22 protein-coding genes and 2 pseudogenes are annotated in these 21809 nt (G+C 51.8%); 19 read left to right on the top strand and 5 right to left on the bottom strand.

The window, feature by feature from the left end:
* The 11 genes and pseudogenes from C2U41_RS08885 (at position 1) to C2U41_RS08840 (ending at position 8085) form a co-directional block, all read left to right on the top strand.
* Entirely contained in the window at positions 1-711 is a 711-nt protein-coding gene (locus tag C2U41_RS08885; RefSeq protein ID WP_004393997.1) for an ABC transporter ATP-binding protein, read from the top strand.
* A 28-nt stretch (positions 712-739) separates the two neighbouring features.
* Positions 740-1213 (top strand): cytochrome c, encoded by a 474-nt coding sequence (locus C2U41_RS08880; protein ID WP_016236502.1) that lies wholly within the window; start codon positions 740-742, stop codon positions 1211-1213.
* A complete protein-coding gene (locus C2U41_RS08875; RefSeq protein ID WP_011784757.1) occupies positions 1200-2687 on the top strand; it encodes an efflux transporter outer membrane subunit in 1488 nt (495 codons plus the stop codon). Before C2U41_RS08880 ends, C2U41_RS08875 begins: the two co-directional genes overlap by 14 nt.
* Before the next feature lie 129 nt (positions 2688-2816).
* Positions 2817-3374 (top strand): recombinase family protein, encoded by a 558-nt coding sequence (locus C2U41_RS08870; RefSeq protein WP_001162010.1) that lies wholly within the window; start codon positions 2817-2819, stop codon positions 3372-3374.
* Between the two features lie 2 nt (positions 3375-3376).
* Positions 3377-4387 (top strand): annotated as a pseudogene (locus C2U41_RS08865) (DUF4158 domain-containing protein); the annotation flags it as partial.
* On the top strand, positions 4361-4597 hold the full coding sequence (locus tag C2U41_RS30105) for a Tn3 family transposase (RefSeq protein ID WP_176392666.1): 237 nt from the start codon (positions 4361-4363) through the stop codon (positions 4595-4597). The pseudogene C2U41_RS08865 and the gene C2U41_RS30105, both read left to right, overlap by 27 nt.
* 78 nt (positions 4598-4675) lie before the next feature.
* A complete protein-coding gene (locus C2U41_RS08860; protein ID WP_000427614.1) occupies positions 4676-5680 on the top strand; it encodes an IS110-like element IS5075 family transposase in 1005 nt (334 codons plus the stop codon).
* Positions 5681-6139: 459 nt separating this feature from the next.
* Complete coding sequence (locus C2U41_RS08855; protein WP_047359284.1) at positions 6140-6460, top strand: DUF134 domain-containing protein; 321 nt, start codon at positions 6140-6142, stop codon at positions 6458-6460.
* Entirely contained in the window at positions 6435-6896 is a 462-nt protein-coding gene (locus C2U41_RS08850) for a NifB/NifX family molybdenum-iron cluster-binding protein (RefSeq protein WP_000626969.1), read from the top strand. Before C2U41_RS08855 ends, C2U41_RS08850 begins: the two co-directional genes overlap by 26 nt.
* A 337-nt stretch (positions 6897-7233) precedes the next feature.
* On the top strand, positions 7234-7494 hold the full coding sequence (locus tag C2U41_RS29495) for a PaaI family thioesterase (RefSeq protein ID WP_017901299.1): 261 nt from the start codon (positions 7234-7236) through the stop codon (positions 7492-7494).
* A 114-nt stretch (positions 7495-7608) separates the two neighbouring features.
* Positions 7609-8085: a Dps family protein gene (locus C2U41_RS08840; protein ID WP_000043177.1), complete on the top strand. Its 477-nt coding sequence runs from the start codon at positions 7609-7611 to the stop codon at positions 8083-8085.
* Between the two features lie 304 nt (positions 8086-8389).
* Here the strand turns inward: C2U41_RS08840 and C2U41_RS08835 are convergent, their stop codons facing one another.
* Complete coding sequence (locus tag C2U41_RS08835; RefSeq protein ID WP_000928911.1) at positions 8390-8740, bottom strand: ArsR/SmtB family transcription factor; 351 nt, start codon at positions 8738-8740, stop codon at positions 8390-8392.
* 161 nt (positions 8741-8901) lie between these two features.
* Between C2U41_RS08835 and C2U41_RS08830 the strand changes: the two are divergent.
* A pseudogene (locus C2U41_RS08830) lies at positions 8902-10559 on the top strand (FAD-dependent oxidoreductase).
* Positions 10560-10804: 245 nt separating this feature from the next.
* The gene (locus C2U41_RS08825) at positions 10805-11269 is read left to right on the top strand and encodes a methyltransferase family protein (RefSeq protein WP_001243598.1); all 465 of its coding nucleotides are present in this window, start codon (positions 10805-10807) and stop codon (positions 11267-11269) included.
* 336 nt (positions 11270-11605) lie between these two features.
* On the opposite strand, the gene tnpC is transcribed toward C2U41_RS08825, so the two are convergent.
* The 4 genes from tnpC to C2U41_RS08800 all read right to left on the bottom strand — a co-directional run bounded on the left by tnpC (position 11606) and on the right by C2U41_RS08800 (position 14974).
* Positions 11606-13141 (bottom strand): IS66 family transposase, encoded by a 1536-nt coding sequence (gene tnpC / locus C2U41_RS08815; protein ID WP_103849262.1) that lies wholly within the window; start codon positions 13139-13141, stop codon positions 11606-11608.
* Positions 13142-13190: 49 nt separating this feature from the next.
* Positions 13191-13538, bottom strand: a complete 348-nt coding sequence (gene tnpB / locus C2U41_RS08810; RefSeq protein ID WP_000609174.1) for an IS66 family insertion sequence element accessory protein TnpB — start codon at positions 13536-13538, stop codon at positions 13191-13193.
* Entirely contained in the window at positions 13535-13867 is a 333-nt protein-coding gene (locus tag C2U41_RS30100) for a transposase (RefSeq protein ID WP_050586387.1), read from the bottom strand. The genes tnpB and C2U41_RS30100 overlap by 4 nt, the downstream gene beginning before the upstream one ends.
* Positions 13868-13948: 81 nt before the next feature.
* Positions 13949-14974, bottom strand: a complete 1026-nt coding sequence (locus tag C2U41_RS08800) for an IS5-like element ISKpn26 family transposase (RefSeq protein WP_104427098.1) — start codon at positions 14972-14974, stop codon at positions 13949-13951.
* Positions 14975-15027: 53 nt separating this feature from the next.
* On the opposite strand from C2U41_RS08800, the gene C2U41_RS08795 reads away from it, so the two are divergent.
* The 6 genes from C2U41_RS08795 (at position 15028) to C2U41_RS08770 (ending at position 21799) form a co-directional block, all read left to right on the top strand.
* Positions 15028-15342, top strand: coding sequence for a succinylglutamate desuccinylase/aspartoacylase family protein (locus tag C2U41_RS08795; protein ID WP_044351355.1), 315 nt, complete (start codon positions 15028-15030; stop codon positions 15340-15342).
* Positions 15339-16280, top strand: a complete 942-nt coding sequence (locus tag C2U41_RS08790) for a threonine ammonia-lyase (protein WP_044351353.1) — start codon at positions 15339-15341, stop codon at positions 16278-16280. Before C2U41_RS08795 ends, C2U41_RS08790 begins: the two co-directional genes overlap by 4 nt.
* Before the next feature lie 422 nt (positions 16281-16702).
* Entirely contained in the window at positions 16703-17869 is a 1167-nt protein-coding gene (locus tag C2U41_RS08785; RefSeq protein WP_024223630.1) for an iron-containing alcohol dehydrogenase, read from the top strand.
* A 552-nt stretch (positions 17870-18421) separates the two neighbouring features.
* The gene (locus C2U41_RS08780; protein ID WP_000998254.1) at positions 18422-19945 is read left to right on the top strand and encodes a type I restriction-modification system subunit M; all 1524 of its coding nucleotides are present in this window, start codon (positions 18422-18424) and stop codon (positions 19943-19945) included.
* Positions 19935-21119 carry a restriction endonuclease subunit S gene (locus C2U41_RS08775; protein ID WP_000248952.1) on the top strand — a complete coding sequence of 395 codons (1185 nt, stop codon included), beginning with the start codon at positions 19935-19937 and terminating at the stop codon, positions 21117-21119. Before C2U41_RS08780 ends, C2U41_RS08775 begins: the two co-directional genes overlap by 11 nt.
* Positions 21116-21799 (top strand): YecA/YgfB family protein, encoded by a 684-nt coding sequence (locus C2U41_RS08770; RefSeq protein WP_000779017.1) that lies wholly within the window; start codon positions 21116-21118, stop codon positions 21797-21799. The genes C2U41_RS08775 and C2U41_RS08770 overlap by 4 nt, the downstream gene beginning before the upstream one ends.
* Positions 21800-21809: the final 10 nt, after the last annotated feature.

Raw genomic sequence — 21809 nt, 5'->3', positions numbered from 1 at the left:
ATGAGTGGCAAAGGGATACACATCGAAAGTTTAAGCAAGCGGTATGGCGATGGTGACACCGCTGTCTTTGCCTTGAGAGACGTGAATATGCATGTTGCGCCTGGTGAAGTGGTGGGACTGATCGGCCCTTCCGGGTCCGGCAAGAGCACGCTGCTCAAGTGTCTGGGTGCGGTGATCGAACCGACCGCCGGTCGCATGACGCTGGGCGATGAAGTGATCTACGCCGATGGCTGGAAAGTCCGCGACCTGCGCGCCTTACGGCGTGACAAGATCGGTTTCGTTTTCCAGGCGCCGTACCTGATTCCGTTTCTCGATGTCACCGACAACGTGGCGCTGCTGCCGATGCTTGCAGGCGTCGCGAATGGAGAGTCGCGCGCGAAGGCACTGGAATTGCTCACAGCGCTTGATGTGCAACACCGAGCTCGCGCAATGCCCTCGCAACTCTCCGGTGGCGAGCAGCAACGGGTCGCCATCGCGCGCGGACTGGTCAATCGTCCGCCGGTGATCCTGGCCGATGAACCCACTGCGCCGCTGGATTCCGAGCGCGCCATGGCTGTAATCCGCATCCTCAACGACATGGCCCGGAAGTTCGAGACCGCCATCATCGTCGTCACCCATGACGAAAAGATCATCCCCACATTCAAGCGCATCTACCACATCCGCGACGGCGTGACCCATGAGGAAGCTGGCGAAGGGCGGGAGTTCGAATGAGAGAACGATTGAATTACAGGAGAATTTCATGACCCACCGCAAACACAGCCACGCATTTGGAACTATCACCCTGACCGTTACGGCCTGCCTGCTTTTATGGGGTTTTCAGTTGCCAGCTTGGGCTGGTGACGCTACCCAGGTTGAGCCACTGGCGCTACGCAAGATCATGCAGGAACTCGGGCGCAACATGCAGGCTATTACCGGTGCGATTTCGCAGGAGGAATGGGTTCAGGTCGTTCAGCTCGCCCCAAAAGTTGCTGCACACCCCGAGCCACCGCTTACTGAAAAAATGCGCATCCTTGCTTACCTCGGCGCTGATGCGACCAAGTTCAGAAACTTTGACGCGCAGACTCACGAGGCGGCGCTGGCCATGAAGCTGGCTGCTGCGAGCAGCGACGGCAAGGCGGTGACCCAATCATTCGCCCACGTGCAGGAAAGCTGCTTGGGCTGCCACCAAGCTTTCCGTAAACCTTTCGTGGAGCATTTTTATGGAGCACGCTAAAACATGCCAGCGCCCCATCAGCCTCGAAAGACGGCTTGCGGCAACTTACCTGGTAGCTGGTCTGGTCACCGCCGGTCTGGCCGGCTGCGCCGCCGGCCCTGATTTTCAGCGTCCCACCGCACCCGATGTGGCTCGCTACACTGCAACACCGGTAGCTGATAGAACCGTGTCCGCTCCCACGCAGTTCGGCGAAACACAACGTCTAGTCGAAGGGCTTCCGATCGAAACGCAATGGTGGCAAAGCTTGGGTTCATCCGCACTCGACGGACTGATAAACGAAGCTTTCCATGTCAGCCCGACGCTGGCGAGCATCAGCGCCAATTTGCGACAGGCGCAGGAGCTTCTTGCCGCACAGGCGGGCTCGACGCAATATCCACAGGTAGATGTCGCACTGGGATCTCAGCGCCAGCAAATGAGTCCCAGTAGCCAAGGGTTGAGCGGAGACGCACGTCAATTCAGCCTCTACAACGCCAGCGTTGGCGTGCATTACAACCTCGATCTGGCTGGCGGCAACCGGCGCGCACTCGAAGCCTTGGCTGCTCGCGCCGACTACCGTCGCTTCGAACTGAATGCTGCGCGCCTGGCCCTTGCCGGCAACATGGCAACCGCTGCCATTACCCGAGCACGCCTCGCCGCGCAACTAGAAGCCACTACTGCCATTTTGCGCGTGCAGGATGAGCAACTGCGCCTGGCCCATGAACGCGTGCGTATCGGTCAGGCCTCACCTGATGAAGCGTTGAGCCTACAAGCTCAGGCGGAGCAAACGCGGGCAGAACTGCCTGCGCTGCGTAAACAACTGCAACAAACCGAACATCTACTGGCGGTGCTAGCCGGTCGTGCCCCAGGCACGGGTGGCATCCCGGCCTTCACTCTGGCCGATTTCACTCTACCCGTCGAGATGCCGCTCGTCGTGCCCTCAGAACTGGTGCGCCGCCGACCGGATATCCAGGCGTCAGAGGCGCTGTTGCATGCGGCCAATGCAGACTATGGTGTGGCTGTCGCCAAGCTCTACCCACAGATCAACCTGAGCGCCAACCTTGGTTCTCAGGCGCTGACCACCGGTGCCCTGTTCGGTGGTGGCTCGGCAGTGTGGGGCCTGGTTGCGCAGCTCACCCAGCCTCTTTTTAATCCAGGGCTACCCGCTGAAAAAAGAGCGGCGCTCGCCGCTTTTGATGCCGCCGTAGCCAATTACCAGAGCGTCGTATTGGAGTCTTTGCGTAACGTCGCCGACACCCTGCGCGCGGTGGAAAGCGATGCACAAACTTTGACTGCCCTCGCTGCCGCTGATATGGCTGCACAGGCCTCCTTGCAGTCGGTCGAGCGGCAATACCGGCTGGGCGCGGCCAGCTACCTGCAACTGCTCATCGCGCAGCAACAGGCACAGTCAATCCGGATCAATATGGTTGCGGTCCAGGCACAACGCCTAGTCGATAGTGTTGCTTTATATCAGGCCCTGGGAGGTGGTGTCAGTTAAGACTAACCCTAACCTGATGTCAGATGTTGAGCACAAACAACGTCAGAGTAGGGTATTAATTTATATTTATTGACACATTCAGCCAAGGGTAATAGATTTCATCCTGACATTTTTACCTTTGGAGGCATCTTGCAAGGTCAACGTATCGGCTACGTTCGCGTCAGCAGCTTCGACCAGAATCCTGATCGACAACTGGAACAAATAGAAGTCGGCAAGGTATTCACCGATAAGGCTTCAGGCAAGGACACACAACGTCCCGAACTTGAAAGGCTGCTGGCCTTCGTCCGCGAGGGCGACACCGTGGTGGTGCATAGCATGGACAGGTTGGCACGCAACCTTGATGACCTGCGCCGCATCGTCCAAGGGCTGACACAACGGGGCGTGCGCATGGAGTTCGTCAAAGAAGGGCTAACGTTCACCGGCGAGGACTCACCGATGGCCAATCTGATGCTGTCGGTCATGGGAGCCTTTGCTGAGTTCGAGCGCGCTCTGATCCGCGAACGTCAGCGCGAGGGAATCGTGCTGGCTAAGCAGCGCGGGGCCTACCGGGGACGAAAGAAATCGCTGAACAGCGAACAAATTGCCGAGTTGAAACGGCGAGTTGCGGCAGGCGACCAGAAAACCTTGGTGGCCCGTGACTTCGGCATCAGCCGCGAAACCTTGTACCAGTACCTGCGGGAAGACTGACCATGCCACGCCGCTCAATCCTGTCCGCCACCGAGCGCGAAAGTCTGCTGACACTGCCAGATGCCAAAGACGAACTGATACGGCACTACACGTTCAACGAAACCGACCTGTCGGTGATCCGTCAGCGTCGCGGCGCCGCGAATCGATTGGGCTTCGCCGTGCAGCTTTGCTACTTGCGATTCCCTGGCATCTTCTTGGGCGTCGATGATCCTCCATTTCTGCCCCTGCTGCGCATGGTGGCCGCACAACTCAAGGTGCCGGTGGAAAGCTGGAACCATTACGGCCAGCGCGAGCAGACACGGCGGGAGCACTTGGTCGAGCTGCAAACGGTGTTTGGATTCAAGCCCTTCACCATGAGTCATTACCGGCAAGCCGTGCATACATTGACCGAACTGGCCTTGCAAACAGACAAAGGCATTGTGCTGGCCAGCACCCTTGTTGAAAACCTGCGGCGGCAGAGCATCATCCTACCCGCCATGAATGCCATCGAGCGCGCAAGCGCCGAGGCCATTACCCGTGCCAACCGAAGCATCCATGCGGCATTGGCCGATTCCTTGATACCTGTCCATCGCCAGTGCCTGGACGAACTGCTCAAGCGCAAGGATGGTAGCAAAATGACGTGGCTAGCGTGGCTGCGCCAATCGCCCGCCAAGCCAAACTCGCGCCACATGCTTGAACACATCGAACGCCTCAAAGCCTGGCAGGCGCTTGACCTACCTGCTGGCATCGAACGGCAGGTACACCAAAACCGCTTGCTCAAGATCGCCCGCGAAGGCGGCCAGATGACGCCCGCCGACCTGGCCAAGTTCGAGTCGCAGCGGCGTTACGCCACCTTGGTAGCACTGGCCATCGAGGGCATGGCCACCGTCACTGATGAAATCATCGACCTTCACGACCGTATCATCGGCAAGCTGTTCAATGCGGCCAAGAACAAGCATCAACAGCAGTTCCAGGCTTCCGGCAAGGCGATCAACGACAAGGTGCGGATGTATGGGCGCATCGAGCGCACGCTGTTCATTCTGGATTGGCTGCAAAGCGTGGAGCTGCGCCGCCGCGTCCATGCGGGGCTGAATAAGGGCGAGGCGCTGGACGACACGTTGCTGCAATATCTGTCCCCGCTGGGGTGGGAGCATATCAACCTGACCGGCGATTACCTATGGCGCAGCAGTGCCAAGGTCGGTGCGGGGAAGTTCAGGCCATTGCGACCGCTGCCACCGGCTTAGCGTGCTTTATTTAATGAGATGGTCACTCCCTCCTTCCCAGTACTATGCTGAGGACAGGCTTTCATTCGGAGAACCATCATGGAAAACATTGCGCTTATTGGTATCGATCTGGGTAAGAACTCTTTCCATATTCATTGTCAGGATCATCGTGGGAAGGCCGTTTACCGTAAAAAATTCACCCGACCAAAGCTAATCGAATTTCTGGCGACATGCCCGGCAACAACCATCGCGATGGAAGCCTGTGGCGGTTCTCACTTTATGGCACGCAAGCTGGCAGAGTTAGGGCATTTTCCAAAGCTGATATCACCGCAATTTGTCCGCCCATTCGTTAAAAGCAACAAAAATGACTTCGTTGATGCTGAAGCTATCTGTGAAGCAGCATCACGTCCATCTATGCGTTTCGTGCAGCCCAGAACCGAATCTCAGCAGGCAATGCGAGCTCTGCATCGTGTCCGTGAATCCCTGGTTCAGGATAAGGTGAAAACAACTAATCAGATGCATGCTTTTCTGCTGGAATTTGGTATCAGCGTTCCGCGAGGTGCTGCCGTTATTAGTCGACTGAGTACCCTTCTTGAGGACAGTAGTTTGCCTCTTTATCTCAGCCAGTTACTGCTGAAATTACAACAGCATTATCACTATCTTGTTGAGCAGATTAAAGATCTGGAATCTCAGTTGAAACGAAAGTTGGACGAAGATGAGGTTGGACAGCGCTTGCTGAGTATTCCCTGCGTTGGAACGCTGACTGCCAGTACTATTTCAACTGAGATTGGCGACGGGAAGCAGTACGCCAGCAGCCGTGACTTTGCGGCGGCAACAGGGCTGGTACCCCGACAGTACAGCACGGGAGGTCGGACGACATTGTTAGGGATTAGCAAGCGGGGCAACAAAAAGATCCGAACTTTGTTGGTTCAGTGTGCCAGGGTATTCATACAAAAACTGGAACACCAGTCTGGCAAGTTGGCCGACTGGGTCAGGGAGTTGTTGTGTCGGAAAAGCAACTTTGTCGTCACCTGTGCTCTGGCAAACAAGCTGGCCAGAATAGCCTGGGCACTGACGGCGCGACAGCAAACTTACGAAGCATAAAGGCAGAAATACACCAGTTTAAACAATCATTCATCTGGTTTTGCGAATACTGATATTGATGATACTAACGGCCCACCGGCCTGTTGAGGAACCTGTAAAACGGAAAGGCTCATTGAAGCCGTATATTTTCTGGAGGTTCATCAGGCGCGGAACTCATCGAGGCGCGGGAATAAAATCCCATTCAGACGCCGGATAGATTCAAGCAAGCCAACTTGTCGTCAAAATCGGTGTTGCAAAAACGGGAGTGACCATAGATTCCGTTTTCTGAGACGACCCCCTTATGGCAGCACTTTAAATTGAGTCTCATACAGTATCTGTTTTCTTTCTCTTCATCTCTCATGACCTGCTGCCCACTTACAGACTCCAGGGTAAAGCAAAAAATTCTCCACCGGTGAGCAGAGTATATTGCATATGCCAGTTTATGAGTGTATATATAGCATATGCCAATAAGGAGCCTTCATGCCAAGACCCAGAATTCCCCGTAACATCTGTGGCCGCCCTGCGGATACCTGTTTTAAGCCCAATGCGCTACCGATGAGCCAGCTTGAACATGTTCATTTAAAAGAAGATGAGTTTGAAGCGTTACGGCTGGTCGATTTACTGGGCATGCAACAGCAGGAAGCGGCTGTTGCAATGGGGGTTTCAAGGCAGACACTGGCCAATGTCCTGAAAGCAGCCCGTTTTAAGGTTGTGGACTGTCTCACTCAGGGCAAGGCCTTAATAATGCACTCTGAAAGGGAAGGAGTTACACAAGATGATCACAGCCATTCCAGTGAATGACGACCGGGTAGCAAATCATTTTACCAAAGCGAGTCACCTTGTCCTGGTGGATGAGCGCGGTGTGGAGCTCAGCCGGACAGAAAATCCCGCGCTGGGCGCAGATTGTTCAGGTAAACGGAAGCTGGTTGACCTGCTGGTTCAACAGCAAGTCAGCCGCGTTGTGGTCCGTAACATCGGGGAACGGATGCTGGGTAAATTACTGGGGCATCAGATCGCGGTGTACCAGACTGACTGTGGTCGTCGTTTGTTCACTGAACTGTGTGATCCGGATACCCGTGTTCTGACTGAACTGAATAAGCCGGAGCAGGGACGCCAGTCCTTTCATCATGAGGCGAAAGGGAAAAAATGCTGTCACTCTGACGGGAACACAGCAGAAAATGCGTGCCAGGGTGGGCGTCAGCATCATCACGGAAACGGGCGCTGTTGCCATTCATGAGTTTATTTCATCACGGGCGGTGATTTTTATCAGACCCGTATTGTGTATAAACCAGGAGCCGGAATGTGTGGAGGAGGCAGTAATGATGCCGGGGGAGCCCCTCAGCTGACTGAATTCCGGATGCCTCCCGTCAGTACAACCGGACGCTGAGCAGAAACAGATGAATTGTTATCTTGATGCCAGAAAGGCCCATACCTGTTGTATGGTCTGTAGTTCCCGCGACAACAACCCTGATACGGTGAACTTAATGTTTTCAGAGCACCCGGATGGCTCTGTATGTGCGGACTACACGGCCAATCACAGGCATCAGGGGTATACGGGTCTTTTACATGGCGGAATGACGAGTACCCTGCTGGATGCAGCAATGACTCATTGTTTGTTCATGCAGGGTGTGCAAGCCCTGACGGCTGAACTGACGGTAAGATTCATTTCACCCGTTTGTACCGGAGACAAACTGATGGTATGTGCCAGACTGCTTGGGCAACGCAGGGGGATTTACCTGCTTGAAGCATGGCTGACAAAAGGACAGCAGACAGTGGCACGTGCCACGGCGAAATTCATTGTTCCGTCGCAGGATATTGCTCTGGCGCATCGCTAGTGTGACAGACGACAGGTGTACCTGGTTATTATAAAAATTTGAGGCGTGTTTTGCTCAGACCGGAAAGAATAATCGCATATCGTATATTCCACTGAAACCGTGTAAGAGGTAGTTATGAGTAAACAAATCATTGATATTGGTATTGCTGAATCATCCCGGGTGGAGATTGCAGACGGCCTGTCCCGGCTTCTTGCTGACACCTATACCCTGTATATAAAAACACATTACTATCACTGGAATGTAACTGGCCCCATGTTTAACAGCTTACATTTAATGTTTGAAAATCAATACAATGAGCTGGCCACTGCCGTTGATGATATCGCTGAACGTATACGCTCGCTCGGATGCTTCGCGCCCGGCACATATCATGAATTTTCACGTTTAACAGCGGTTAATGAAGATAAGGATATTCCGGCAGCAAAAAACATGATTGAAAATCTTGTCCAGGGCCAGGAGACCGTGGTTAAAACTGCACGCTCCCTGTTCCCGCTCGTTAATAATGCGAATGATGAAGCCACAGCAGATCTGCTTACACAACGTATCCAGTTACATGAGAAAACTGCCTGGATGTTGCGTAGCCTGCTTGAATAATGTCACCCCGTGGCAGCAGAAAAAACGGTTTGTCAGCCACAGGCTATTACTGACAGTGCAGAATCATCCGTGTTCCTGTGGCTGTTTTTTCTGACCGTCACAGTATTAAACACCATTGAATCAGTGGGTTAATCAGTGAATGCGTGAACGAGAAATACAGTCCGTGACGGGCATCATCGGCTGGTATATCCGGACCACTGTTGTTTTCCCGTTAAGGTATCGCAGGTTCCGGTCTGGCATTTCACAGCCTGAACAGGGTTAATGATGCATGGATAAAACGGTTTACGGGGAAAGCAGGATCATATTATTCGTTGTTATGGCTTCCTTTACCGGTGCCTGCCTGCGGGCAGTAGAGATCATATAAGGTATTTAACAACGTCATGATACGGTTATCCTCAATACGGTAATATACCATTTTACCTGCCCGTCGGGTCTCGACCAGCTTCAGGCGGCGCATTACACCCAGCTGCTGGGACAGGGTCGGCTGAGTGATACCGACCGCCGCTTCCAGCCCGGCCACATTCGCTTCCCCCAGGCTTAACTGACACATCAACAGCAACCGGTCGCTGTTGGCCAGTCCCCGTAAGACATCTGCTGCCCTCAGGGCCGCATTCTTCATATCTGTCTGACGTTTTGTGTCTTCATTCATGAGCATTGCTGATTTCTCATACTATGTGTTTTTATATAATATAATTTAGTATACTAACGGTATCGTAATTTTGCCATCGTGTTCGTCAGGTCTGCAGCGTCCTGCCGGCCCGGGGAAACGATTATATCTGGCAGGCATTTTTGCCCCGGGTGAACAGAGAGGATGTAATGAAAATAGTGATTGTTGGTGGTGTTGCCGGCGGGGCATCCGCTGCAGCCAGAGCTCGTCGGTTATCAGAGGATGTCAGTATTGTTGTGTTTGAACGGGGAAGCGATGTCTCTTTCGCCAACTGTGGATTACCTTATCATATAGGCGGAAAAATTCCTTTAAGGCAGTCACTGATTCTGAAAACCCCGGAGGATTTTAAATCCCGCTTTAACATAGACGTCCGTATCTGTCATGAAGTGACGTCAGTGGATCCGGTTAATAAAACGGTGACGGTTAAAAATCTGACCTCAGGGGAGGTCTATAGCGAAGAATGGGATCGTCTGCTCCTCAGTACCGGCGCCGCTCCGGTTGTCCCTCCTTTGCCCGGGCTACAGGAAGAGGGTGTCTTTACGCTGCGAAATCTTACTGACATGGATGCTATCCTGGGGTGGATTGAGCAACATCACGTAGCTCACACCACGCTTGTCGGGGGGGATTTATCGGACTTGAAGTGATGGAGGCTCTGAGCGAACGGGGGATCAGTGTGACCCTGCTGGAGATGGGGGAACAGGTTATGGCTCCGGTTGATCCTGAAATGGCATCTGCCCTGCATCAGGAAATCCGGAGTCATGGCGTGGATCTGCGTCTCAGAACGGCGCTCACCGAGGTACTGCGGACAGAGACGGGATTCCGCGTTGCACTGTCTGAGGGTGGGTTTCTGCAGACCGACATGGTTATTCTCGCCATCGGGGTAAAACCTGAGAACAGCCTTGCCACAGGAGCCGGGCTCGCAGTGGGTAAACGGGGAGGCATAAGCGTCAATGCCTGTATGCAGACCAGTATCCCTGACATCTACGCCGTGGGGGATGCCGTTGAAACTCCAGACTTTGTCTTTCAGGAACCCGCTAATTTTCCTCTGGCAGGGCCCGCCAACCGCCAGGGACGCATTGCTGCTGATAACATGCTAGATCGTCACAGCCTTTACCATGGCAGTCAGGGGACATCCATTTGTAAGGTATTTTCGCTGAGTATTGGCAGCGTCGGTGCGAATGAAAAGCAGCTGAAAGTTCATGGCACCCGATACGAGAAGGTTTACGTCCATGCCGCTGATCATGCCGGTTACTACCCGGGGGCAACGATGATCAGTCTGAAACTGCTGTTCAGCCCCGATACCGGTAAAATTCTCGGGGCTCAGGCATCAGGGAAAAAAGGGGTTGATAAACGCATCGATGTCCTGTCTGTCGCACAGCGCGCGGGGCTTACCGTCAACGATCTCGAACATCTTGAGCTGACTTATGCTCCACCTTTTAACAGTGCAAGGGACGTCGTTAACCAGGCTGGTATGGTGGCGACAAATGTAATGAAAGGAGATACGGTCATATGTCATGTCAGCGATGTGTTACAACGGGAACCGGGCAGTTATTGTTTACTTGATATTCGCTCTCCTGCCGAACTGAAACAATTTGGCGAATATCCTGACGCGCTATCCATTCCACTGGATTCCCTGCGGGAGAATCTTGAAAAAGTGCCTAAAGATAAAGAGATTTTTATAGGGTGCCAGAGTGGCCTGCGCGGGCATGTGGCATACCGTATTCTTCAGGCCCACGGCTTCAGGACATATAATCTGAGTGGTGGCTTTATAACCTGGCAGGCGGTAACGGAGTCAATAAGTAAATAAGAGATGAGGTGCCATACACATGGCACCCTGAATCGCCACAGGTTTAACAGTGAAGTGGTCTGCTGAATTTGTTCACCTGAACAGAGGTGTGGACTGACCCCGCACCGTTATAAGGACAGTTATGAAAAAAATAACTTTTCAGATCAGGCATATAATGTCAGATTCATGGTCACTATAGGAATGGCAAGGACTGGATTTTCATTTTGCAGCCATCAGGCTGCTTAGTTCAGAGATAGGTCTGTGTAATGCGTAACTTCGTGACTCGATTGAGAGTATGGTTTCCGCCCCCACTCATCTTATTGCTGTTTTTCGTCACTGATGTGTTGACTGCAATCCCGCGTTTTACCTTCGACATCGTGAATATAGTGCTAAGCGTGTTGCTGACCGGTGTTTGTATTACCATGATACTGCACACCGCTTGGCAGATGAGCACGAACGGCACGACGCTTAATCCGCTTCATCCGGATAGAACCACCAAGCTGGTAACTGTCGGTTGTTACGCATGGAGTCGAAACCCTATTTACCTTGGAATGAGCGGGCTCCAGTTATCCGTTGCTCTCTGCTTTGGCAGCCTGGTGGGGATACTTGCTGTACCGTTGTTTATGTTTGTAGTAGCCAGATTACATATCCATGTTGAAGAGGTACAGCTTCGAAAACGTTTCGGGTTGGAATGGGAACGCTATACCCAACGGGTTCGTCGCTGGTTATAGCAACCCCGTGGTGTTGCAGGAGACAAATAACGTCGAAATCATAAAGAAAAGAATTCATCATCCTTGAGCTTTTATATCGTAATCGTAAACCAAGTGCCGTATGTAGCCATTGAGCCAGTGCTGGTACCTTAGGGAAGGTGCGAATAAGCAGGTCATTTCTTCCCAAGCTGACTCGCTGATTAAAATTTCGCGGATCTGGGCCGATTTTTTTCCCGCAAACACATCGAATCAGCCTATTTAGGCTATTTTTTCCACCATTTCTGGCGTTATTTCCGGTTTTTACTGAGATCTCTCCGTAAGCGTGCAGTGAGAACCGTATTGACGAAGTGAAGCTGGTCAGGCAGGCAGAGTAACCCGCCACGGGAGCAGAGCACCCACCCGGTTCACAGGCCAGTCGGCGATGACATCAAGTACATAATGCAGATAGCGTTCCGGATCCACGCCGTTTAATTTGCACGTCCCGATAAGACTGTACAGTGACGCACCGCGCTCACCACCATGATCCGAGCCGAAGAACAGCCAGTTTTTTCTCCCCAGACTGACCCGTCGTAGGGCGTTTTCGGCAATGTTATTATCCACCTCCACCCAGCCATCTTCTGCATAGCGGATCAGCGCCGGCCACTGGTTCAGCGCATACCCGAACGCCTTCGCCAGTTCTGAGTGCCTTGAGAGGGTTTTCTGTTTCTCCCGCAGCCACCCCTCCAGTGACGCCAGCAGCGGCAGCACTTTTTGGTGCCGGACTGCCTGCCGTTCCTCTGCTCTTTTACCTCTGATCTCCGACTCGATGGCATACAGCTCGCCGATCCGTTTCAGCGCCTCCTCCGTCAGGACTGACGGGGTACGGACGTGAACATCGTGGATTTTTCGGCGGGCATGGGCCCAGCACGCGGCTTCCTTTATATGGCCGTCGCGGTAGATCTCGTTGAACCCGGCGTAGGCATCAGCCTGCAGTACGCCACTGAAGCCTGCAAGATGGGTCTGAGGGTGGATACCTTTTCTGTCCGGGCTGTAAGCGAACCACACTGCGGGGGCCAGCGCTGATCCGGCGTTGCGGTCGTCTCGAACGTACGTCCATAAGCGCCCGGTCTTCGTCTTCTTATTGCCCGGCAACAGCACCGGGACAGGCGTATCGTCAGCATGGAGTTTGCCGTCGGTCAGGACATAGTGCTGAAGGGCTTCATCCAGCGGTGCCAGCAGACGACAACACGCATCCACCCAGCCCGACAGTACAGAACGACTCAACACTACACCCTGGCGGGCATAGATCTCCGACTGGCGATACAGCGGTGTGTGCTCTGCATACTTTGAGGTCAGCACTCGGGCCAGCAGCCCCGGTCCGGCGATCCCCCGTTCGATGGGGCGCGAAGGAGCCGGGGCCTGAACGATGCGATCGCACCGACGGCAGGCATGCTTTTCACGGACTGTCCGGATAACCCGGAAGGCGCTGCGCATCAGCTCCAGCTGTTCGGCGGCATCCTCACCCAGGTAACTCAGCGAACCACCGCACTCCGGGCAACACGGCTCAGTCGGCAGCAGCCGCTTCTCATCCCGTGGGAGTGACTCAGGGAACGGTTTGCGGGTGCGGGTCTGACGCAGCGGGCGCTGCACTGCCGGGTCATCCACCCGGCCGGTCAGCGTATCGCTTTCCTGCTGCAGCAGGTTCAGGTCAGCTTCCATTTGCGCGATACGGCGGGATACCTTTTCGGAACGACTGCCGAAGTTCATCCGGCGCAGCTTATCCAGTTGCGCCTGCAGATGGTCTATTTCGCGTTCCCGGTTGCTCAGCTTTTCCTGCAGGGCGTGGATCAACGCTTCCTGTTCGGCCAGGCGCTGTTTCAGCAGAAGGATGTCGTCAGAAGAGGTATCGTTCATAAGCCTGTATTTTACCAGGCTTATTCTGCGACAACCAGGATAAAGAGCGCTACAACATGGTCAGGGATGTCAGTAACCGCTTTGGCTGTCGCCAGTCGATACCTTCCATCAGCATCGCCAGTTGCGCCGGCGTCAGGAACACTTTGCCATCGCGGGCTGAGGGCCAGGCGAAGCGACCACGTTCCAGTCGCTTTGTCAGCAGGCACAGACCATCGCCGGTGGACCAGAGCAGTTTTACCTGACTGCCGCTGCGTCCCCGGAAGATGAAGACGTGGCCGGACATCGGGTCATCTTTCAGCGCGGTCTGCACCTTTGCGGCGAGGCCATTGAAGCCGTTGCGCATATCGGTGATACCGGCAACCAGCCAGATTTTTGTGCCTGCGGGAAGATTTATCATACCGGCCCCCGCATCAGTTCGCGCAGGACAGTGCTCATGAGTTCAGCAGAGGGATGAGTCAGTGTTATTTCTCCTCCCCGACATTTTATGTGGCAGGTAGCGGGAGGAGAGCAGGATGGTAGTTCGAAGGTTGGGAGAGAAGAGCCCGCCTGAAGCTGCACGGGTATCAGGGCAGGAAGCGACGATGAGTTTTTTCGGGGCCGACAGACCCGCCCTTCACGCTGCCAGAGCCTTATCCATTTAAAGAGCAGGTTATCATTGACGTCATGTTTCCGGGCCAGTGCGGCAATACTGCCTTCTTCTTCAAGAGCCAGCCTGACCAGTTCCATTTTGAATTCAGGGGAATAGTGTTTCCGGGGAAGTCTTTCTTTAGCGCGCATGAGGTGTCCACCTGCAAAATAAGTGGGTGCTTAAGTTACAGGATCCTGGATTCGGGACCAGACGGTACTCAGACGACGCTTACATCTCTCCCACTGACGTATCATTTGGTCCACCCGAAACAGGTTGGCCAGGGTGAATAACATCGCCAGTTGGTTATCGTTTTTCAGCAGCCCTTTGTATCTGGCTTTCACGAAGCCGAACTGCCGCTTGATGATGCGAAACGGGTGCTCCACCCTGGCACGGATGCTGGCTTTCATGTATTCGATGTTGATGGCCGTTTTGTTCTTGCGCGGATGCTGCTTCAAGGTTTTTACCTTGCCGGGACGCTCGGCGATCAGCCAGTCCACATCCACCTCGGCCAGCTCCTCGCGCTGTGACGCTCCTTGGTAGCCGGCATCGGCTGAGACAAATTGCTCCTCTCCATGAAGCAGATTACCCAGCTGATTGAGGTCATGCTCGTTGGCCGCGGTGGTGACCAGGCTGTGGGTCAGGCCACTCTTGGCATCGACACCAATGTGGGCCTTCATGCCAAAGTGCCACTGATTGCCTTTCTTGGTCTGATGCATCTCCGGATCGCGTTGCTGCTCTTTGTTCTTGGTAGAGCTGGGTGCCTCAATGATGGTGGCATCCACCAAAGTGCCTTGGGTCATCATGACGCCTGCTTCGGCCAGCCAGCGATTGATGGTCTTGAACAATTGACGGGCCAGTTGATGCTGCTCGAGCAGGTGGCGGAAATTCATGATGGTGGTGCGATCCGGCAGGGCGCTATCCAGGGATAATCGGGCAAACAGGCGCATGGAGGCGATTTCGTACAGGGCATCTTCCATGGCACCGTCGCTCAGGTTGTACCAATGCTGCATGCAGTGAATACGCAGCATGGTCTCCAGCGGATAGGGCCGTCGGCCATTGCCCGCCTTGGGATAAAACGGCTCGATGACAGCGGTCATATTCTGCCATGGCAGAATCTGCTCCATGCGGGAGAGGAAAATCTCTTTTCGGGTCTGACGGCGCTTAGTGCTGAATTCACTATCGGCGAAGGTGAGTTGATGGCTCATGATGTCCCTCTGGGATGCGCTCCGGATGAATATGATGATCTCATATCAGGAACTTGTTCGCACCTTCCTTAATCAATACCGCGTCACAGCCTGCCGATCCTTCATTACAGGTCTTCATTCCTGCCGGTGGCAATCTTCTTTCGCCCGGCGATGGATGGTTTGAACCCGTGGTGGAAATCGGTGATGAAGTACAAGCAGGTGATCTGGCTGGATGGCTTCACCGCCTCTCAGAACCAGAAGCCATACCGCAGGCTATACATTTTAAGGTCAAGGGACGGGTCTATTCTCAGCGCACTTTTGGTGCTACGTCTCAGGGCAACAGTCTTGCGGTTTTGGTACAAAACCTGTCGAATAAGGAACGCTCATGAATCAGGATATCACCCTGTCGGACTATCAGGCTTCTCTGGATCGAGTACGACCGTGGGTGCGCAAAACGCCGCTTGTTGAAACGGCACCCTGGCAGCCCGTGCCGGGAATTGAGCTCAGACTGAAAGCTGAATGTTGTCAGGTAACCGGCTCGTTTAAAGCCCGAGGTGCATTTAACCGTGTCCTCAATCTCCCACTCTCAGTTCGTCAGCAGGGGTTAGCCACTGCGTCAGGGGGAAATTTCGGTGCGGCAGTCGCTTACGTAGGGCAGCAACTCAGCATACCCGCAGATGTCTTTGTGATGAATACCAGCACGGATCTGACGCGAAAGCGTATTGAAAGTTACGGAGCAAAACTGACTGTCGAAGGCGACTTCTGGGATCAAAGCTGGGATGCTGCCGGCGTTCGAGTAAAGGAAACGGGGGGCGCATTACTTCACCCCTATGCTGACAGAGATGTCGTCATTGGTCAGGGAACCATCGTGCTGGAAATTCTGGAGCAATGGCCAGAGGTTGACACACTGGTCGTTTCAATCGGCGGTGGCGGACTTATCGCTGGGGTGGCACAGGCAGCCAAGCTGCTTAAACCTGACATTCGTATCATTGGTGTTGAAGCAGCGGGATGCCCGATGATGTGGACCAGCCGTCAGCAGCAAAAAATCGTAAAACTGGAGAATGTAAAAACGATTGTTCCCATCCTTGCGGCACGTTCAACAGAAGCGATTAATTTTGCATTGACGGAGCAGTATGTAGACGAGATTGTCCTCGTCCCTGAAGACCAGGTAGAAGCGTCAGCACGGGAAGTATGGGCGTCGACAGGGCTGGCAATTGAATTGGGCGCGGCTACGGCTGTTGCGGCCGTAACAAGAAGATGCTTCGTCACAAACCCCGATGAGAAAATCGCTGTTGTTTTGTGTGGGAGTGGGACTAACGGTATGTGATCCGGGTCGTTAACGGATAAGACAGTTTTCTCATCTGTAGCGTAACAGGCGGTGTTGTAGGCAGGATGCCATACCGCCTTGGCGATGCGCATATGCAGTAACGGCCTCTCCATTTCAATACGTTGTAGCTTTTTATTTAACTCACGTACTCCACTCACCAAAAGCAACGTGATTGCGAATGCAACGCAGCCTAGTTGTGAATGCAATGTCACTTATTGTTAAAAAAGATCATTCTTTTTGTGTGGTTGATCACGGTTCTTTATGAGGTATCCCTTACACTGCCAGCAGATGTTCAGCCTGCGCTTTTGCTATTTTCGCCATGGCATCATTCTATTTTGCTGTGATGAAGCTGTTTCCATGACCAGGATTCAGGAGCCTAAATGGACATTCTTATAGCCATTATGACGAAATAGGGGAAAACGATGTCAACATATTATTTTTTGCCCACACGGAATGTCTTTGGTGAGGGAAGTGTGCAAGAAGCCGGTGTTCTTGCGAAAACATTAAATGTCAAAAAAATACTGATTGTGACGGATGCATTTCTCGCCAAAAGTGGTATGGCAGATAAAGTGGCGGCGATTTATCAGCAGGTAGGCATTGGGGTACATATATTTGGCGGCGCAGAACCTAACCCAACCGATAGAAATGTGGAAGAGGGGATTAAATCCTATCGTGAGAATGAGTGTAATGCCATTGTGTCTCTCGGCGGTGGTTCTTCTCATGACTGTGCGAAAGGGATTGGTTTGATCGCTGCCAACGGAGGGAGTATCCGTGATTTTGAAGGTATTGATAAATCAATCAACAACATGATCCCACTGATGGCCATTAATACCACCGCAGGCACCGCGTCTGAAATTACGCGCTTCTGTATTATTACCGATACCGAACGCAAGGTGAAAATGGCGATTGTTGATTGGCGCGTGACGCCACAAATCTCCATTAATGACCCCGAGTTGATGGTGGGTATGCCGCCGTCGCTTACTGCGGCGACAGGTATGGATGCATTAACCCATGCGATAGAAGCCTATGTTTCCACCATGGCGAATCCGTTGACAGATGCGGCGGCATTAAAAGCCATTAAAATGATCACGCAATATTTGCCGAAAGCAGTTGCTAACGGTGAATATATGAAGGCCAGAGATAATATGGCCTATGCGCAATATCTGGCCGGTATTGCCTTCAATAATGCGTCGTTAGGTTATGTGCACGCGATGGCGCACCAATTAGGCGGCTTTTATAATTTACCGCATGGCGTATGTAATGCCATTCTGCTGCCGTATGTAGAATCATTTAATTTAATTGGCAACTTAAATCGGTTCAGGGATATCGCTGAAGCAATGGGGGAAAATGTCGCGGGTCTATCGACAGATGAAGCGGCGCTCAAAGCGATTAGCGCTATCCAGCGTTTGGGTAAACAAGTCGGGATCCCGAAAGATCTCAAGAGCCTGGGCGTTAAACCGGAAGACTTTGCTGTGATGGCTGAAAATGCGAAGAAAGATGTGTGCCAACTGACGAATCCACGAAAAGCGACGAAAGAGCAGGTTATCGAACTCTATCGTCAGGCGTATGAAGGTGAGGCGATTGTGTAATCTGCCGCCATAACGTCGATTAGTGTGAGATGATGGTTGCAACAGGGGCATTTTGCCCCTGAGGTTGCTGACAAGGTGCAGCGCGCGGCGATAATGGATGGCTCTTATGTTGTGTAAGAGTTCAGTTCATAAACCATATGGTACATATTTCATTGCTTTGAAAGATATTTTTAATAGAAAGATGAAATCACTTCAAGAGTACTTCATGAACTAACAGGAAATGCACCTCTTATGAGTATTTCCTGACAGCTTAATCTTGGACCATTCCCAATGTAATAAAAGGTTGTAAAATGCGTTTTAGCGTCACTGGGGTAGGGTGTATTGATATCACGGGGAGCAGGTCAATCCAGTACCAAGCCGCGCGTTAGTGTTTGTTTCATCAACCAGTCCACCACATTACGGGAAAAAAGAGTCCTATTCCCCTCAGGAAAAATCCACTTCGAACGATGCGGCTTTGACGTGCCTGAAGACGCACCTTAAGGTATTATCTGCACCAAATTTTCTACGATGAATACAACACATCGTATGGTTTTCTTCATACCAGGATGATTCATGAACGACAAAATCAGTCAGGACACGATCAACAAAGCCCTGTGGGCCGCGTGCGATACGTTCCGTGGTACCATCAGTGCTGATACTTACAAAGACTTTATCCTTACCATGCTGTTCCTCAAGTACATTTCGGATGTCTGGCAGGATCACTATGACGAATACAAAGAACAGTATGGCGATGCGCCGGAGCTGATTGAAGCGATGATGGCTAACGAGCGTTTTGTGCTGCCGAAAAGTGCCAGCTTTTATACTCTTTACGAGCGTCGCTATGAGCCGGGAAACGGCGAGCGTATTGATCAGGCACTACACGCTATTGAAGAAGCCAACGGCACCAAACTGAAAGATGCCGGGAAAAGCGTCTTTCAGGATATTTCGTTTAACACTGACCGCTTGGGTGAAGAAAAACAGAAGAACACCATCCTGCGTCAGCTGCTGGAAGACTTTGCCGGTGAAGATCTTAACCTGAAGCCAAGCCGTGTAGGTACGCTGGACGTTATCGGTAATGCCTACGAATATCTGATTAAAAACTTTGCCGCCAGCGGTGGGCAGAAAGCCGGGGAATTTTATACCCCGCCGGAAGTCTCGGACCTGATTGCTGAACTACTTGATCCACAACCGGGTGATACCATCTGCGATCCGGCCTGTGGTTCTGGTTCGTTGTTAATGAAGTGCGGGCGTAAGATTGTATCCGGGCATGACAGCCGTAACTATGCTTTGTTCGGTCAGGAAGCGATTGGCTCCACGTGGTCGCTGGCGAAAATGAACATGTTCCTGCATGGCGAGGACAACCATAAAATCGAGTGGGGCGATACCATTCGTAACCCGAAGCTGCTCGATAAAAATGGCGATCTGATGCTGTTTGATATCGTGACCGCTAACCCGCCGTTTAGTCTGGATAAGTGGGGCCATGATGAGGCCGAGAACGATAAGTTTGGTCGCTTCCGTCGTGGTGTACCGCCGAAGACCAAAGGCGATTACGCCTTTATCTCACATATGATAGAAACCCTGAAACCGGGAACGGGTCGTATGGGGGTGGTCGTGCCACACGGTGTGCTGTTCCGTGGCTCCAGCGAAGGTAAGATTCGCCAGAAACTGATTGATGAAAATCTGCTGGATGCGGTGATTGGTTTGCCTGAAAAACTGTTCTACGGTACGGGGATTCCGGCCGCGATTCTGATTTTTAAGAAGCAGAAAGTGGATGACAAGGTGCTGTTTATCGATGCCAGCCGTGAATATAAGGCGGGCAAAAACCAGAACCAGCTCAGCGCAGAAAATATCCAGAAGATCGTTAACACCTATCGTGAAGGCGATAACGTCGAGAAATATGCCTATCTCGCCAGCCTGAAGGAGATTCAGGATAACGATTACAACCTCAATATTCCGCGCTATGTCGATACTTTTGAAGAAGAAGACGAGATTGATTTGCTGGCCGTGCGTTCTGAGCGTGAGCAATTGAAGGTGGAACTGGCGAAACTGGAAACGGAGATGGCGGGTTATCTGAAGGAGTTGGGTTATGGTGCCTAAGGGGTGGATGCTTCTCCAAGTGTCAGATATCTGTAAGTTACAAAATGGTAATAGTTTTAAGCCACATGAGTGGGATACAAAAGGTCTTCCTATCATTCGAATTCAAAATCTAAATGGAAGCGGTAATTATAACTATTTTTCAGGTGTTCCTCAGGATAAATGGTTAGTTGAACCAGGGCAGTTACTATTTTCTTGGGCAGGTACAAAAGGTGTATCCTTCGGTCCTTTCATTTGGAATGGGCCAAAAGGTGTTTTGAATCAGCATATCTACAAGGTATTTGCAAATGAAAATGTTCATGAACACTGGCTGTATTTAGCTTTATTGCATATAACTCAAAAAATTGAAGCGCAGGCTCATGGTTTCAAATCAACATTATTACATGTTCAAAAAAAAGACATTGATAATCAATTTGTGCTTACCCCGCCTGTTGCTGAACAAAAGAAAATATCCCAAATCCTGTCAACCTGGAATAAGGCGATTTCGGTGACGGAAAAGCTTCTCGCCAACAGCCAGCAGCAGAAAAAAGCCCTGATTCAGCAATTGCTTACCGGGAAGAAACGGTTGCTGGATGAGAATGGGGTGAGGTTTAGTGGGGAGTGGTGTACGTGCACTTTGTCTGAAGTAGCACATATTATTATGGGATCATCACCTAAATCCGAAGCCTACAACGATAATGGCTTAGGTTTGCCATTAATACAGGGTAATGCCGATATAAAGTGCCGAGTTTCATGTCCCAGAGTTTATACGTCTGACATTACGAAAGAATGTACTCCTGGAGATATTCTTCTAAGTGTCAGGGCACCTGTAGGTACTGTTGCACTTTCTCAACATAAAGCATGTATAGGGCGTGGTATATCGGCTATAAAATCCAAGAGAAAAATGAGTCAATCATTTCTTTATCAATGGTTTCTTTGGTTTGAACCAAAATGGTGTTACCTATCACAAGGTAGCACATTTGAATCAATTAATAGTGATGATATAAAGACATTAAAATTATCAGTGCCCAATTTTGAAGAACAACAAAAAATTGCCGCCGTTCTGTCCGCTGCCGACACCGAAATCTCCACACTTGAGAAAAAACTCGCCTGCCTGAAAAACGAGAAGAAAGCCTTGATGCAGCAACTGCTGACCGGGAAACGTCGGGTGAAAGTGGATGAGGCGGTTGCCGTATGAAACTGACGAAAAGCGGTCCACTGACTGACCGGGAAATCGACTGGCTGGAAGAAATATTAATGAAGTATGGAATGGATGATTCTGTACTCTGTTTCTCTGAGCTGGATGGATTGCTGACGGCGATTTTATCAGGTCCAAATATGGTTTCACCCAATATCTGGCTGAGTGCTATTTGGGGAAGAGGCGATTATCATCCGAAATGGTCATCTGAGAGAGAGATGGAGCGTTTTGTCAGTCTGTGTTTTCAGCATATGAACGATATCGCTGGTTGCCTTTATGACGCCCCTGAACTGTTTGAGCCGATTTTCAATGAGCGTGAGGTAAAGGGGGAAAAATATACCATTGTGGAAGAGTGGTGTTTTGGTTATATGAAAGGAAAGTCACTGGATGACTGGTCTGGTCTTCCCGGTGAGTTACGGCCTTCTCTGGAAGTGATCGCTCTTCATGGCGTGGAGAAGAATTTTCCTGTACTTGAGAAAATGACCGGAGAGCAGTTTGAGAAAAGTATTTCCCTTATTCAGCCTGCTGCACTGGCACTTTATCAGTACTGGTTGTCAGTGAGAATGTCAGAGGCATCATCCCGGCCTGTTCCAGTGAAGAGGGCAGAAAACATGCCCGGGCGAAATGACCCGTGTCCGTGTGGCAGCGGTAAAAAATTTAAGAAGTGCTGTCTGCATTGATGAATCTTCA

The organism is Citrobacter freundii complex sp. CFNIH4 (assembly GCF_002934505.1).
Taxonomy (GTDB): Bacteria; Pseudomonadota; Gammaproteobacteria; order Enterobacterales; family Enterobacteriaceae; genus Citrobacter; species Citrobacter freundii.
Note: the sequence above shows the minus strand (reverse complement) of the source record. Positions and strands in the feature narration are given on the sequence as shown.